Origin of the sequence: Calothrix sp. PCC 6303 (assembly GCF_000317435.1) — a bacterium.
Lineage (GTDB): Bacteria > Cyanobacteriota > Cyanobacteriia > Cyanobacteriales > Nostocaceae > PCC-6303.
This window is the reverse complement of sequence record NC_019751.1, coordinates 625,207-640,042: the sequence shown is the minus strand read 5'-3', so window position 1 is coordinate 640,042 and position 14,836 is coordinate 625,207. Positions and strand designations below refer to the sequence as shown.

Sequence of the window (14,836 nt, the reverse complement as noted above, 5' to 3'; positions counted from 1 at the left end):
GCGCGAGCTTCGCTATAATTAGTCACAGTTTGAGGCTATGGCGCATTACGTGTAGGATATAAAGTAGTACATCTCAAAAGTATTGAGAGATTTATGGCATATCTTTGGTTCAAGTCACTCCACATTCTGGGATTTGTAGCTTGGTTTGCAGGCTTGTTTTATTTGCCTCGTCTATTCATTTATCATATCGAAGCCGAAGAACGCCAAGAACCTATCAAAACTGCCTTGAAGCAAGAGTATAGCCGGATCGAGAAGCTGCTTTACAAATTGATTATGATGCCAGCAATGATATTTACAATTGCAATGGCAATCGGAATTATCTCCACTGAGCCAGATATCTTAAAGCAAACTTGGCTTCATGTGAAGCTTTTCTTTGTTTTGTTATTAATAGCGTTTCATTTCTACTGTGGGAGGTTGATAGTTCAGTTAGAGACAGAAAACTGCTCCATCAACAGTTTACAAATGCGACGAATCAATGAAGTACCTACTATTTTGCTTGGTTTAGTAGTGTTGTTAGCAATCTTCAAAAACAGCTTGCCAATGACTATTACAGCTTGGGGAACGGCAATTGTAGTCTCAATCTTTGCTGTCATTATTCAGCTTTATGCAGGTAAAAGACGCTTAGAAAAGCAAGAAGAATCTAGTCTTCCTAGTTAGGCTGATTCCAAGTTACTTTCGTCATCCCTATAATCAAAATTACATCAATAGCTGAAAATCAAAAATCAATAAATGATTGAAATTATTGAAGCAGATCTGAGTTTAACTACCCACGCAGAAGCTATAGTTCACTTAATGGATGAATATGCACTCGATCCGATGGGTGGTGGGCAAGGTTTATCTGACTACGTTAAGCAAAATCTTCCAACAGAACTGGCAAAGAGAAAAACGGCTCATGTAATTCTCGCATTTGTCGATGCCAAACCCGCAGGACTTGTTGTTTGTTTAGAGGGATTTTCGACGTTTGCCTGTAAACCGTTACTGAATATTCACGATGTCATTGTTTCTTTACCATACCGTGGTAGAGGCTTATCGAAATTACTACTTGAAAAAGCAGAAGCGATCGCGGTTAGTTTAGATTGCTGTAAACTCACGCTAGAGGTACTGGAAGGAAACCATGTTGCCCAGTCAGCATACAAAGCATGTGGATTCAGTGGGTATGAGCTAAATCCTCAGATGGGAAAAGCACTATTTTGGGAGAAAAAATTAGAACAGGGAACTGATAAATCGAAAAATCCCAGCAATTGAGCTTATTAACTGGGAAAACATTTTGAAGTTTCTGTTCAAGTTATCAAGATGATAGGGCTTACGCAATCGTAATGGGAAAACCAGACTTTGAGATTGCTTCCTTACGTCGCAATGACATAAATTCTTATACCGATTTGAAAAAACAACGCGACAGATAAATATTTGTAGAGACGTAGCACTGCTACGTCTCTACCGTTGCATGTGTTGCAATCATTATTTCAATTGGTATTAGTTGTTGCGTAAGTCCTGGATGATACCAATTTGAAAAAATCTAGAGCGGGAAAACTTACTAGATATATTGCAAACACTTTTTCAATCAGTATTAAATTTGAACCTGTAGTGAGTTATGAGGATAAAAGATGGAAGTTGTTCTAGCTAATTTTGAGCATCTTGAGGAAGTATCGAAGTTATTTGATCAATATCGTGTTTTCTATAAACAGTCCTCAGATCTCGAAGCCGCAAAAGCCTTTCTTCAGGAGCGTTTCCAAAAAAATGATTCTACTGTGCTTGTAGCTTTTGATAATGATCTGATAGTTGGATTTACCCAGCTTTACCCTAGCTGTTCTTCAGTCTCAATGAAACCTGTCTGGATTTTGAATGATTTATTTGTGGAGGAAGCACATCGAAAAAAAGGTGTTGCCAAGTCTCTTATAAGGGCAGCCGAGAATTTTGCACGGAAAACAGGAGCAATCCGAATTATTTTAGCAACCCAAACCTCTAATACTGCCGCTCAATCTCTCTATGAATCACTGGGATATATCAAGGATCGAGACTTTTACCACTATGCGGTAAAGTTATAGCAGTGACATCACAAAAGCTATGATCCACATCGAAGAATCTGCCTTGAAAGCCCGAAATATATTACTCACTATGTTTCTGGTACTCTGCGCCTTAGATATTACCCTAGTTATAATTGCAAAGGATAGGTGGGCTATTGGTCGAATTTTACTCACAATTGTCGTGATGTATTTTGTGATGCAGGGACACAAATGGGCAAAATGGGTGTTGATGGGTATATGTAGTTTCATGGTTGTGATTCTCATAGCGATGGTTATTGCACTGAGAGCAAAACTTTCTACCATCCTCATCGTTGGAAGTTTGATTATGGCTGTTCTCAGCACCGTTATTCCGATTTATATGGCTAGTAACAAAGATTTGAATCGTTATTTTTCTTATAAAAGGCAAACGTAAAGGGTAGAACTTCACCGATTTAAGAACGTAACCTGACCCTAATTATAAATGCGAAGGTTTGTTTGAGGCTGCAAAGTACAGTAAGTTATTGCGATTATGAAAAACGCTACAAAAGCTCTGTTTAACGATGCAGCAGCTATTCTCAAACTACAAAAGCTAGCATTTCAGAGTGAAGCGGAATTTTACGACGACTTTGACATTCCACCACTCACGCAAACTCTAGACGAGTTAATAAGCGATTTCGCATATAAAGTTTTTTTAAAGGTAGAAATTCAAGATAAGATTGTCGGCTCAGTTAGAGGCTATCAAATAGGAAATACTTGCCATATTGAGCGGCTGATTGTTCATCCTGATTATCAGGGAAAAGGCATTGGTACAGCCTTGATGGAGCAAGTCGAATTATGTTTTGATAAAGCGCAGCGTTTTGAGTTATTTACCGGATACAAAAGTGAACGTAATATTAATCTTTATGAGCGGCTTGGCTATAAGATATTCAAAAGTGAAGAAGTAAACAAAAAATTATCGTTTGTATTCATGGAAAAACAGAAGTTATGCGAATCCAATAACTATTTGAATGTCATTTAATTTTGCGTAACTACTTAGCACTTACCACTACTGCCTACTGCCCACTGCCTTGTGTTAACTACAATTTTCAACACCCACCTACTTAGGAATCATATTTGATTTACTAAGAGAACTCCACAAAAAAGATGATCCAATATTGTGGGATAGGCAGCGTTCGATGGTTCCTGAGCCTGTCGGAACGAAGTGTACCGGAGGTAAGAACTGAGCGCTCACGCCGAAGTCTTGCCTGTTCTTGCATTAGTAGCAGGCAAGATGCCTGCACCACAATAAATTTTGGGATATTTTTTTTATTTGGAAATCTCTAATCAAATCGGATTCCTATAGCTTGCTTGGGGTGCAGAATTAAGTCCAATCTGTTCCCCTGCCTCTTTTGATGCGGATGTTTTGGGATTTACTTAGGGCTTATGTTAGATAATTTACTTGAATTTTGAATTATCTTTATAAAAAAATGAGAAATCTTTACAGTCGCTGTATAAAATATTTCCTCTTTCACTGTTAGAGTTTGTTTATTGTTTGGCTGAAAACTCAAGGGACAATAACTTTAAGTTGAACGTTTAAGTATGTTACTGATTCATCATTAGAGATGAAAGTGGCTGTATAATAGGTTAAATCACGCTATTCCCGAAAAAGTAGCGTTGAATCGTGGCATAGATTTTACACATCTAGCTTCCATGGCAATAATGAAGAATTACTTAAGTAAAGATATGTATTGTTTACTAAGTAATCATTGACAATTTTATTCTGATCCGCATTAATAACGATCTTATTATGAAGATTTCATCGAATTTCCGCGCAATCAGTGTTAGCGCTGTTGTTACTCTCGTCACTTTAGGATTTGGTTTAGGCGTTGATAGTCCTGTGTTAGCAGAATCAAAACCAACTATCTCGGTTCCAGAATTTAAAAATGAAACGGGCTGGTGGTGGTGGCGTAGTGGAACTTCTGTAGAATTGTCAGATGCTCTGAGTAATGAGTTAAATGCAACAGGAAAGTTTAGCGTAGTTGAGCGCCAAAAACTTGGATCTGTACTTTCCGAGCAAGAATTAGCTGAGGCTGGGCTAGTTCGCCCAGGAACAGGAGCCAAGAAAGGACAGCTTACAGGTTCAAAGTACATTGTTTTAGGTAAAGTTACCTCCTACGAAGAAGGGGTTTCTGATGAATCCTCTGGAGGTAGAATTGATGGCATCAATATCGGCGGAATTCGTGTTGGGGGTGGAGGTAATCAGAAAAAACAACAGGCTTATATTGCGATTGATTTGCGTGTTGTAGATTCCACTACTGGAGAAGTAGTTCATTCTCGTACCATCGAAGGACGTGCAACTTCAGAATCTAAAGGTGGATCTGCTGGAGTTAGTATTGGCGGCATCAATGTGGGAGGAAATAGCGCAAAAACAAAGCGAGCACCTGTTGGCAAGGCTTTACGTGCAGCGTTGATTGAAGCAACCGATTATTTGAGTTGTGTCATGGTTGATAAAGGCTCTTGTGTGGCGAAATTTGATGCTAAAGACCAAAAACGTCGTGATGGGACGCGAGGTGTTTTAGAGTTGGAGTAGTGCTGAGTAGTAAAACTTAGACCCCCTACTTTCGATAGAAAAGTCGAATTGCTGATTAAAAATCAGTTTCTTAGCATTCAGGCAAGTTATACTATGCATCGAAGATAGAATGCTGGCGGCTAATTGTTTTGCAATCCTTTGACTTTACAACTTTGAGTGCTGTTTGTAGCGAACTTCGCGCTGAGTGGTTGCCGTCACGGCTTGAGCAAGTTTACCAGCGCGATCGCTATACTGTTTCCATAGCACTGCGGACGTTAAATCAGCGAGGATGGTTGGAGGTGTCTTGGCATTCCCAAGCTGCCCGGTTACATATTGGCAATCCTCCCCCTCGCATTCCTGATACTTTTACTTTCAGTCAGCAATTGGTGAGCCAGCTGGGTGGTTTGGCTTTGGTGGGAATCGAAAATATTGCGCCTTGGGAGCGAGTTGTCGATTTACAGTTTGCTCGTCGTCCTGGGGAGGAGCCACTATACCACATTTATGTGGAAATTATGGGGAAATATAGTAATGTTGTCCTCACCAATGCCAAAAACGAAATTATTACCACCGCACACCAAGTTAATCAGCAGCAATCCAGTGTTCGCACCATTTTAACTGGACAAGCTTACGAGAAACCCCCAAGTTTAACTAATACTACTCCCAGTTTGAGCGAAGCGCGATCGCGTTGGCAAGAAAGGGTAAGCTTGGTACCGGGAGGGTTAAAAAAACAGCTACTCAAAACTCATCGCGGTGTTTCTCCAGCTTTGTTGCAATCGATGTTGGATGTGGCAAATCTAGATGGGGAAATGACAACCGATACCCTCACAGATTCCCAATGGCAAGGTTTATTTAGCAAGTGGCAAGAATGGTTACAAGCTTTAGAAAATAACGATTTTCACCCTGCTTACACCACAGCAGGTTATAACGTTTTGGGTTGGGGTGGGACAGAAACAACCAAAAATACCCAAGAATTAATTAATAACTACTACACAACTCAATTTAACCAACTGATATTTTCCCAACTGCGACATCAACTAACTCAGAAACTCAACAACATTTTAGAGAAGTTGCGCCAAAAAGCCACGGCATTTAGCACCAGATTACAACAAAGCGATCGCGCTGATGAATATCGTGCCTCTGCTGACCTATTGATGGCATACTTGCATAGTTGGGAACCAGGAATGCAAGAAATTACCTTGGCTGATTTTGAGAGTGGGAAACCTGTGGTAATTCCCCTTGAACCTGACAAAAATGCAGTTGTCAATGCTCAATTATTATACAAACAGCACCAAAAGCTCAAACGTGCGCGTTCAGCAGTTGAACCACTTTTAGCAGAAACAAACAGCGAAATTGGCTATTTAGAACAAATCGAAGCGGCAATTTCCCAAATCGAAACCTACCAAAGCAGCGAAGATTTGGAAGCTTTGTTAGAAATCCGCGATGAGATGGTGGGACAGAAATACATGGAAAACCCAGATCAAAGGGTGGGTGCAAATAACGAACCTAGTACAAATTTCCGGAGTTTTCGCACACCAAGCGGTTTAGAAATCCTCATTGGACGCAACAACAAACAAAACGATCAATTAACTTTCCGTGTTGCCAACGACTATGATTTGTGGTTTCATGCTCAAGAAATACCCGGTAGTCACATTCTCTTACGTTTGACCCCTGGGACAGTTCCCGATGAAGGAGACCTTCAGTATACCGCCAATTTAGCTGCATACTATAGCCGCGCCCGCCAAAGCGAACAAGTACCCGTAGTTTATACCCAACCCAAGCATGTATATAAACCCAAAGGTGCAAAACCAGGGATTGCCATATATAAGAATGAGCGAATTATCTGGGGACAACCCCAAATGCTGAGGAAGTAACAGCGTCAGATAAGTTTTGTAGAGACACGATATATTGCGTCTCATATTCCAGCTGTGTTGTTATTTTTATTTTTGGTAAAAAAATCCGGTAATTCAAAATCTTTCACAATTAATTCTACCTGCCTTGTGCCTTCATCGCTATAACTTAGGGTAATATTCAAATAGCTTTCTGGCATGTATGGCATTCTTTCTGACCACTCAATCGCTGTAATTCCTGGTACAGCTTCGATACCTTCCCAATAGTTTTCTAGGTTCAATGCTTGAACTTCTGCTGGTTCTAAACGGTATAAATCTAGGTGATAAAGAGGTATACGTCCTTCAGTATATTCATTGATGATGGTAAAAGTTGGACTAACGATAGAATCCTCAATTTCCAAGCCTTCACCGATTCCTTGAACTAAAGTTGTTTTACCTGCGCCTAATTCTCCTGTAAGTAATATCACACTACCAGCAGGTAGATATTTGCCAATGTTACAACCAAGCGATCGCGTTGCATCAGAATCGGCGAGAAAGATTTTCATAACTACTAACTCTATCAGTTGAAGATGTAATATTATTTGTGTTTGTCACCCATTAAGTTATATTTTATCGGTAATTCATAACTTAAGAGAAAAAGTATAATACAAAACATTAAACTAAGTAATTAGGTGGCATCAGAAAAACATTAATACCTGAAATACTTACGCAATTGATAATACAGAGAAACCTAGTATAACAAGTAGCTGTAATATTTGTACCTCGGTATGGTTAGGTCTGAGTAATTTTGCTCTATAATTGCTGTTCAACAACTTAATCCCACCAGCTATATTTCCTGGAACCTATTGTGTTTAAATAAATACAACTGTATATTTTGTTTTAGTTCCCCTTGAGCAATTTTGTCAAACCCTAAAGTTAATGTGAAAAACCTTGTGTCAGGATAGTTTCACCTTATTAAGCATATTTCACTGAATCTTCGGTTTAAAAAAATACTGTATTCGTAACTAAAATTAAAGTGAATAAAAATTTTCTAACTAAACACCTATCAAATGAATCTCATCCAGAGTCGTCATCGCATCAGTTATTAACATCTAGTAATCAAGGCTATTTGTTAAAACCGAAACTGACTTTATGGCAGCATTTTAGCAATCTTTCAATTAGCCGTAAACAGATTGTTGCACTAGTGGCATCTGAAATAATATCAATAATTGGGGTAACTGTTGTTAGTAGGCTTTTAATTACTAGTAATTTACAAGTTATATCTGCTGAACAAGCTAAATCAGAACTGGCAGTTATAGATATGGCTTATAATATCAAAGTCAATCAAATGGGCTTTGGTTTTCGAGGACAATCAGATAATACTGCAATCATCAGAGCAACAGCAAACAGTTTCCGGGGTCAATCATTAAGTCCAGAATTAAAAGCCCAAGTCAAGCAGATATTAGTTAATGAAATTACAGCCAGAAAAATTGAATATGCAACTCTTGTTGGTCGAGATTTAAAGATAATAGTCAACGCAAATGCTGAACGTCAAGGTGAAGTTTTTAATCCGGGTGGTTTAGTCAGTGAAGTTTTTAATTTTCCTAAACAAATCAAAGCTAGTAGAATTGTTCAATGGTCAGAATTAAGCAAAGAATTACCACCTCTACCCCAAAATTTTCGTAATCAAGATGCTTTAATTCGTTATACAGTGACCCCAGTCAAAGATCCAGAAACAAATATAGTAATTGGGGCTTTAGTATCTGGAGATATAGTGAATCAGAAGGATACTATTAATCAAACAGCACTAGATGCAACTGGTGGTGGTTATAGCGCGATTTATTATCAAAAGCCGAATGGTGAGTTTATTTTATCAACATCTTTGGCTTCTGCTTCATCTCAGAGTTTTCGGAATTTACAGTTACCCAAAGCTGGTGAGACTTTATTAAAGGAAGCTGTGCTTTCTGGCAATAACATTCCCACAGCACGAATGACAATAGGAAACGAAGCTTATGTTGTTGCTGCTAAAGCCGTACCTAACAAAATTCTCCAAGCTGATGACGAATCGACTGTTAGTTATAATAAGCAACCAGTAGCCATTTTAGTCCGGGGAACTCCAGAAATAGCGATAAATCAGTTATTAAATAATAGTTCTTGGATACAGTTACTAACAATAGTTATCGCACTGTTAATTATTTCAATTTGGACAGTGATTCTCAGAAAAACAATTATCTTACCCATTACGGAACTGCAAAAAACAGCTTTTAAATATTTTACCGGCGATCGCACTGCTCGTGCAGAGGTATTTGCGGAGGATGAAATTGGAGAATTAGCAATTACCTTCAACCGATTAACAGATAAAATCACTCAACAAGTTAAGCAACAAGAAGATCAAGTTAAAATTGCTCAATTAGTTCATGAAGTTACTGATCGTTATCGTGTTTCTTTAAATCCTCAATATATTTTGGATTCAGCGATTATTAGCATTAAATCAGCGATTCAAGCAGATAGAGTACTTGTTTACCGTTTGGATCAAAATTGGAATGGTCAAATTGTTGCTGAGTCTGTTAATCCTGACTTTCCGATAGCAGTAGGAACAGAAATCATAGATATTGTTTTTGTGAAAAACTATATAGATCAATATCAAAATAATTCTGTTCAAGCTATTGCAAATGTAGATGATCATAATTTTTCAAGCTCTCATTTAGAATTATTACATCGATTGGGAATTAAAGCTAGCTTAATCGCACCAATTTTAATTAATAAGAAACTATATGGTTTACTAATTGCCCACCAGTGTTCAGAGACACGGGAATGGCAAAATTTAGAAATTAATTTGTTGAAACAGGTAGCAATTCCTATCGGTTATGCTTTAGAACAGACATCCCTTAATCAAAGAATAGATCATGCTAGTTCTCTTGCAGAATTGGTTTCTGGTGAAAAACGTCAGCAGCAAGAAGTATTACAGCAGCAAATTTCCAGATTAATTCAAGATATCTCTAGTGTATCCCAAGGTAATTTAACTGTTAAAGCAGAAGTCGTATCTGGACAAATAGGGTTAATTGCCGAAAATTTTAACTTAGTAGTTGATAATCTCAAGAAAACTATCACTGAGGTTCAATCTTCAAGCTGCCAGATAAATACTATAGTTAGAGAAAACGAAAATGTTATCTATGAATTATCAGCACAAACACAGAAACAAACATCAGCACTTCAAAATGTATTAGAAAAAGTTCAACCTATTATATCTTCTCTACAAGCTACTTCTGCAAGTAACAACCAAGCACGAGAAGTTACCCGTACATCTTTTAATAATGCTCAACAAAGCTTAACTGTCATTGATTCAGCCACGCAAAATATTTCAACTTTGCGTTCAACAATTGACGAAATGAAAAAGAGAGTTAAAAAATTAGGAGAGTCTTCCTTACAAATCGATAATATTATTGATTTGGTGAGTGAAATTGGAACACAAGCTAGTCTTTTAGCAGTTAACACAGAGTTGCAAGCTTCTAGAAGAAATCAAGATAGTAGTTTTTTGTTGATTGCAACAAACTTAGGAGATTTAGCTATTAGGTGTGCTGCTATTACTCAAGAAATTGAAGCAATAGTCAATACTAATCAGCAAGAAACACGAGAAATTATTCAAGTAATGGATTTAGTTACTTCACAAGTAGTGAAGGAAACTAATATAACCGAAAATACCAAAGCTTCTTTAAATGAGACTCTAATTGCTTTAAAACAAATCAACCAACTAGTAAATTCTATTTTTGAAGGAACGACATTTCAATTAGAAACATCGCAATCTATTCAAGAGATGATTCAGGAAATTGATCAGGTTTCCGAAGTTAGCAATGATTTTTCTCAACAGGTATTTCAGTCTTGGCAAAAAGCTTTAAATATTGCTCAAGAGTTACAAATTAATCTGGATAAATTAAAGGTAAATGAAACAGGGAACTCTTAAAACAAGTCGCAATACTCGCAGAGCGAGAAGCAAGCTACGCAAGTAAGTTTTATGACGGGGATTTTACCCCGAAAGATGATGTGGTTAAAATACGTAAAAAACTGCTGTAACTCAACTCAGAACCGTTATAAACTTGAAAATCACATATAGACGTTCAACTGGAACATCTATATGTAATTTTTGCAATTACCAGTGGGAACTACCTTCTTCCCAACTCATTGGGGTTGAATAATCTGGAAATGCAGATAAATTTTCGGGAGAACTACTGCTTTCTACATCCAAAACTTTTGTAACTTTGTTGTAAATATCTTCCGCTTCTTGAGGAGAATCTCCAATACTAGTTAATCCTAATTTGCCAAATTGAGATAGGCAACCCATGAGGTGAAAAACACTACCTGTTTCGGTTCCTGTCTCGAAATGTAAACGATGATGGGCAATAACATCCATCAAATCATTGGGCAAAAGTCCCTGATAACGGCTTTTATGCAGGTTATCAGTGGCGATGTAATATTTAGGTTTACCTTGTTGACTATAGAATAATCCAGTGGAAAGGTCATAGCGACCATTGGTTAATAGTTTTAAAGTCATGAAAGGGTGTGTTGTCCCACCTTTGCGGAGGTTGATTTCAATTGCTTGAATATCCCATTCACCATCTTCTTTTTGAACAGTGATAAAGTCAACACCGTATCTTTCTAATGCACCTTTAGATGCTAAATTTTGACCAATTTTTAAACCTAGTTGTTGTAATTTTAATCTGTAGCTAGAGTCTGCGGGGAAACGGCAACCCAGGTAAATTTGACCATCGGGACCCCCTAAAATTTGGTCATGGGTTGAAAGAACCTCAACATCTCCCGAAGGGGTAATACGTCCTTGTACACTGGGGGAACGTTTAATTTCTCCTTCGACAAATGCTTCTGCAATTGCACCTAATTCGCTAATTCGTCCTTTGAAGTTTTCCCAGCTTTCTTGACTTGATTGAAAACGCATGGTTTGAAAACAATCTAGAATTGCTGTGATTCTTTGTTCATGAGAACTATTTGGTGGGGCAACTTCACTGATTGGTCGCAAATCCAATAAAGCATTACCTTCACCAGAAATGCCTTCGTTGAGTTTGATCACCACTCTTTTCAAGTCTGGTTGACGTTCCCACAAATGTGCGGTTGCTTCTGCTAAGTCTACTGGATTCCACATGCGATCGCTTCCGTCGGGATGTGGCACTTCACATTCCGCAAATATTTGTCTACTACCACTTTTTGTCCCCCAATATTGCAGGTTTGGTGCTGCTGCATATAGGGGTACACCCAATTTCAGCGATAACTCTGATTCTAAGTTTGTGGCATTGTAACAAGTCATAAATGATTTATTTAGCCGCAAAGCTTGAGAAATTCTCTGTAGTAAGCGAGGACGTTCTAAAATCTTTTGACTGAGGGGTTTTAGAGATGAATCGTAGGTTGATAATAATAGTAAACGGTTGCGAGCATGGGAAAAAGGAATTCCTGGCAGCAATTGTAAATAATAATCAATGATACTGGGATGCAGTGGCATTGAAGTTACATAAATTAGACGAGTACGAGGATTTCGTAAGCGAATTAATGAAAATAATAATCGTTCTTCATAGTGTTCACAACCTTCAACTTTGGCAAGTTCCCGTTGATCAATACTTAAAGAAGGAATAACCAAAATATCAGCATCGCTATTATCAAAGAGTTCTATAGTTTTCCAGCGATCGCATAATGTCAGTTGTAGCTGACGGAATTGATCAACCTCCTGGGAGTTTGTAATATCTAGTGCTTGCATAAACCTAACCCCTTTTGATTGTCGAACACCCATTACTTCTCTTATATATCTCAAAATTTCAGCGATCGCTGTTGTTTTTTAAGTTTATTAATTTAACTGGGATCAAACTCCTCTCAATAAGGTTCTATAGTTATTCAGACTCTAAAGCGATCGCTTCAGAGAATCAAGCTGATAATAGTCGTCAATAACTTTCTGGGTAATTTGCCAAACTTGCAACCGCGAAAAAGGTGAGATGCATTGGTTTGAATACGAACATTACTCCTTAATTCATCATCCTGAACGCTTATCTGATATACAATTTGCGCGTCCCACTCAGCTACTCAAGTCTTTGAAAGTATAAATATAGTGTTTGATTTAGTTTTTAGTTTCACGCTAAAACTACTGCAAACACATACAAGCGATCGCGTAGCAGTTTCGTCGCATCTGAGTGCTGTGTCCACACGGATTGTTGTCACTATATCAGAAGAGAGATATATATACCTAACAACGTTTCAGGGAATCAGCCTCATGGACTATGGCTATTTAAATTACTCTCTCATAAAGTTTTAAGTATCGATGCAGTAATACCATTAAGACCTGCCGATAAATTGCAACTTTTACAGTCCCTCTCACAGATTATATGGCAGGGGTACTAATTAACAACTAGCAAGGGTAATGGAGACTACGTAGGTATTATGGCGTACCAAAATGGCGTGATGATGCAGTTTTTTCACTGGTATATCCCAGATGATGGAAAACACTGGAAAAGATTGAAAAAAAGTGCTAAAGAGTTAGCCGATGCAGGCTTTGATGCTCTTTGGCTACCACCTGGTTACAAGGGTATTGGTGGCGGTATGGACGTAGGCTACGGAGTTTACGATTTGTATGATTTAGGCGAATTTGATCAGAAAGGATCAGTACGCACAAAATATGGAACTCGGCAAGAATATTTAGATGCTTTGAACGCACTAAAAGAAGTAGGAATTGGTCCTTATGTTGACATAGTTTTCAACCATCTCATGGGTGGTGACGAAGCAGAGGTAATGAAGGCAACTCCCTATCCCCGTGATAATCGAGTTGAGCCAAAAGGTGATTTACACGAAATTAAAACCTATACACATTTTAAATATTCTGCCCGTCAAGGTAAATATTCAGATTTTGAATGGCATTGGTGGCACTTTGATGCCATTGATTATAATGACAATAATCAAGGAGACGACTCCACAATTTATGTTTTTGAAGGCAAATCCTTTGATGATTACGTTGCCTTAGAAAACGGTAACTTTGATTATTTGATGGGATGCGACTTAGATTTTGAAGAAGAATCAGTACGCAACCAACTCATCGAATGGGGTAAATGGTATATCGAAACCACAGGTGCAAAAGGATTCCGCTTAGATGCGGTGAAACATATCCCTGCGTGGTTCTTCCCCATCTGGCTGGATAAAATGAACGAATTTGCAGGTAAGGAATTATTTGCAGTCGGTGAATATTGGGATCCAGATATTCAAGCACTTCACGCATATATCGCTAACACCCAGGGTAAAGTAGATTTATTTGACGTACCACTACATTACAATTTCCACTACGCAAGCAAAGCTGGTAATAGCTACGACATGCGGAAAATTCTAGATGGTACCCTAATGCAGCAAGATCCTAGCCATGCTGTAACCTTTGTAGCAAACCACGATTCCCAAGCATTACAAGCCTTAGAATCAGTTGTTGAACCTTGGTTTAAACCCCTAGCATACGCAATTATTCTTCTGCGTCGTGAAGGTTATCCCTGCGTATTTTATCCAGACTATTATGGAACTGAATATACAGACTCAGGAAACGATGGGCAGGAATATGACGTTGTGATGCCATCCCACAACTGGATTATTGATAAATTCCTTTATGCTCGCAAAGATTTCGCCTATGGTGAACAGTATGATTACTTTGATCACGAAAACACCATTGGTTGGACTCGTTTAGGGGATGAAGAACACCCTAAAGCAATGGCAGTAATTTTAAGCAGTGGTGATGATGGTTTCAAAGCCATGGAAGTTGGCAAACCAAACGCCAAATTTGTAGATATCACAGAACATATCAAGGAACCCGTGCAAACCAATGAACATGGTTGGGGTGACTTTAGATGTAATGCTGGTTCGGTATCCGTTTGGGTAGAAGAATAACACTATTTTTGATGTTGCCTTAAACCCCCGACTTTTTGAAAAAGTCGGGGATTTGGTATAAGTGAACTACGCAATAAGGTAGTGTAATTCACTTTTGTCTGACTACTTAACTGTATTATCAATTAGCTTTAATTTCCACTTGCGAAGTATCTACAGCTTTTGTACCGTCTACCTTACTAGCTACATGGATCATTTGTTCAAGAATAGACTGATTGGGTAATGATCCCTTAAGTATAATTTTACAACCATCTTGAAAGATTTCTAAAGTTTGAACATCCTGAATATCCGGATGTTTATCAAAAGCAGCAGCTACTCGCTTGGCTAAACCATTGGCATCGTATTCAGCATCAAGTCCCATGTGCTCGGGAGAGACTGGAGGTTGACGCATTCCTGCTTTTTCACGTAATTCCCAGTCATATTCACCCGTCAGTCCTGGACTCATCGATTCCTCAACAGCACTTTTGTTATCACTATTTTGGTCTATGTTTTTTTGTGAATTTTCAGACTGTTTAAACTGCCTTTTTAAGCAACTCATATATACTTTCCTC

12 protein-coding genes are annotated in these 14,836 nt (G+C 38.3%); 9 read left to right on the top strand and 3 right to left on the bottom strand.

Translation table 11 applies throughout. The annotated features are described in order from the left end of the window. Positions 1-93 precede the first annotated feature (93 nt). The 7 genes from hemJ to CAL6303_RS02595 all read left to right on the top strand — a co-directional run bounded on the left by hemJ (position 94) and on the right by CAL6303_RS02595 (position 6,422). Positions 94-657, top strand: coding sequence for a protoporphyrinogen oxidase HemJ (hemJ, locus tag CAL6303_RS02625; RefSeq protein WP_015196269.1), 564 nt, complete (start codon positions 94-96; stop codon positions 655-657). A gap of 72 nt (positions 658-729) precedes the next feature. After that, positions 730-1,245 (top strand): GNAT family N-acetyltransferase, encoded by a 516-nt coding sequence (locus CAL6303_RS02620; protein WP_015196268.1) that lies wholly within the window; start codon positions 730-732, stop codon positions 1,243-1,245. A gap of 359 nt (positions 1,246-1,604) precedes the next feature. After that, positions 1,605-2,045, top strand: a complete 441-nt coding sequence (locus CAL6303_RS02615) for a GNAT family N-acetyltransferase (RefSeq protein ID WP_015196267.1) — start codon at positions 1,605-1,607, stop codon at positions 2,043-2,045. Positions 2,046-2,064: 19 nt separating this feature from the next. Continuing rightward, positions 2,065-2,436: a hypothetical protein gene (locus CAL6303_RS02610; RefSeq protein ID WP_015196266.1), complete on the top strand. Its 372-nt coding sequence runs from the start codon at positions 2,065-2,067 to the stop codon at positions 2,434-2,436. Between the two features lie 96 nt (positions 2,437-2,532). Beyond that, positions 2,533-3,021: a GNAT family N-acetyltransferase gene (locus CAL6303_RS02605; protein WP_015196265.1), complete on the top strand. Its 489-nt coding sequence runs from the start codon at positions 2,533-2,535 to the stop codon at positions 3,019-3,021. 768 nt (positions 3,022-3,789) lie between these two features. After that, positions 3,790-4,572 carry a CsgG/HfaB family protein gene (locus CAL6303_RS02600; RefSeq protein WP_015196264.1) on the top strand — a complete coding sequence of 261 codons (783 nt, stop codon included), beginning with the start codon at positions 3,790-3,792 and terminating at the stop codon, positions 4,570-4,572. Between the two features lie 128 nt (positions 4,573-4,700). Beyond that, positions 4,701-6,422 carry an NFACT family protein gene (locus tag CAL6303_RS02595; RefSeq protein WP_015196263.1) on the top strand — a complete coding sequence of 574 codons (1,722 nt, stop codon included), beginning with the start codon at positions 4,701-4,703 and terminating at the stop codon, positions 6,420-6,422. A 41-nt stretch (positions 6,423-6,463) separates the two neighbouring features. Here the strand turns inward: CAL6303_RS02595 and CAL6303_RS02590 are convergent, their stop codons facing one another. Next, positions 6,464-6,943 carry a bifunctional alanine racemase/tRNA (adenosine(37)-N6)-threonylcarbamoyltransferase complex ATPase subunit type 1 TsaE gene (locus tag CAL6303_RS02590; RefSeq protein ID WP_015196262.1) on the bottom strand — a complete coding sequence of 160 codons (480 nt, stop codon included), beginning with the start codon at positions 6,941-6,943 and terminating at the stop codon, positions 6,464-6,466. A 470-nt stretch (positions 6,944-7,413) separates the two neighbouring features. Between CAL6303_RS02590 and CAL6303_RS02585 the strand changes: the two genes are divergently transcribed. Continuing rightward, positions 7,414-10,338: a methyl-accepting chemotaxis protein gene (locus CAL6303_RS02585; protein WP_015196261.1), complete on the top strand. Its 2,925-nt coding sequence runs from the start codon at positions 7,414-7,416 to the stop codon at positions 10,336-10,338. Positions 10,339-10,524: 186 nt separating this feature from the next. On the opposite strand, the gene CAL6303_RS02580 is transcribed toward CAL6303_RS02585, so the two are convergent. Continuing rightward, complete coding sequence (locus CAL6303_RS02580; protein WP_041740194.1) at positions 10,525-12,135, bottom strand: peptide ligase PGM1-related protein; 1,611 nt, start codon at positions 12,133-12,135, stop codon at positions 10,525-10,527. 674 nt (positions 12,136-12,809) lie between these two features. Between CAL6303_RS02580 and CAL6303_RS02575 the strand changes: the two genes are divergently transcribed. Then, positions 12,810-14,288, top strand: coding sequence for an alpha-amylase (locus CAL6303_RS02575; RefSeq protein ID WP_015196259.1), 1,479 nt, complete (start codon positions 12,810-12,812; stop codon positions 14,286-14,288). A gap of 118 nt (positions 14,289-14,406) precedes the next feature. Here CAL6303_RS02575 and CAL6303_RS02570 read toward each other — a convergent pair whose 3' ends face one another. Beyond that, on the bottom strand, positions 14,407-14,823 hold the full coding sequence (locus CAL6303_RS02570) for a hypothetical protein (protein WP_015196258.1): 417 nt from the start codon (positions 14,821-14,823) through the stop codon (positions 14,407-14,409). Between the last annotated feature and the right edge of the window lie 13 nt (positions 14,824-14,836).

What these genes read in the sequence shown, in the direction of transcription:
- hemJ (WP_015196269.1), top strand. Translation starts at nt 94, where the DNA reads ATGGCATATCTTTGGTTCAAGTCACTCCACATTCTGGGATTTGTAGCT.
- CAL6303_RS02620 (WP_015196268.1), top strand. Translation starts at nt 730, where the DNA reads ATGATTGAAATTATTGAAGCAGATCTGAGTTTAACTACCCACGCAGAA.
- CAL6303_RS02615 (WP_015196267.1), top strand. Translation starts at nt 1,605, where the DNA reads ATGGAAGTTGTTCTAGCTAATTTTGAGCATCTTGAGGAAGTATCGAAG.
- CAL6303_RS02610 (WP_015196266.1), top strand. Translation starts at nt 2,065, where the DNA reads ATGATCCACATCGAAGAATCTGCCTTGAAAGCCCGAAATATATTACTC.
- CAL6303_RS02605 (WP_015196265.1), top strand. Translation starts at nt 2,533, where the DNA reads ATGAAAAACGCTACAAAAGCTCTGTTTAACGATGCAGCAGCTATTCTC.
- CAL6303_RS02600 (WP_015196264.1), top strand. Translation starts at nt 3,790, where the DNA reads ATGAAGATTTCATCGAATTTCCGCGCAATCAGTGTTAGCGCTGTTGTT.
- CAL6303_RS02590 (WP_015196262.1), bottom strand. Translation starts at nt 6,943, where the DNA reads ATGAAAATCTTTCTCGCCGATTCTGATGCAACGCGATCGCTTGGTTGT.
- CAL6303_RS02580 (WP_041740194.1), bottom strand. Translation starts at nt 12,135, where the DNA reads ATGCAAGCACTAGATATTACAAACTCCCAGGAGGTTGATCAATTCCGT.
- CAL6303_RS02575 (WP_015196259.1), top strand. Translation starts at nt 12,810, where the DNA reads ATGGCGTACCAAAATGGCGTGATGATGCAGTTTTTTCACTGGTATATC.
- CAL6303_RS02570 (WP_015196258.1), bottom strand. Translation starts at nt 14,823, where the DNA reads ATGAGTTGCTTAAAAAGGCAGTTTAAACAGTCTGAAAATTCACAAAAA.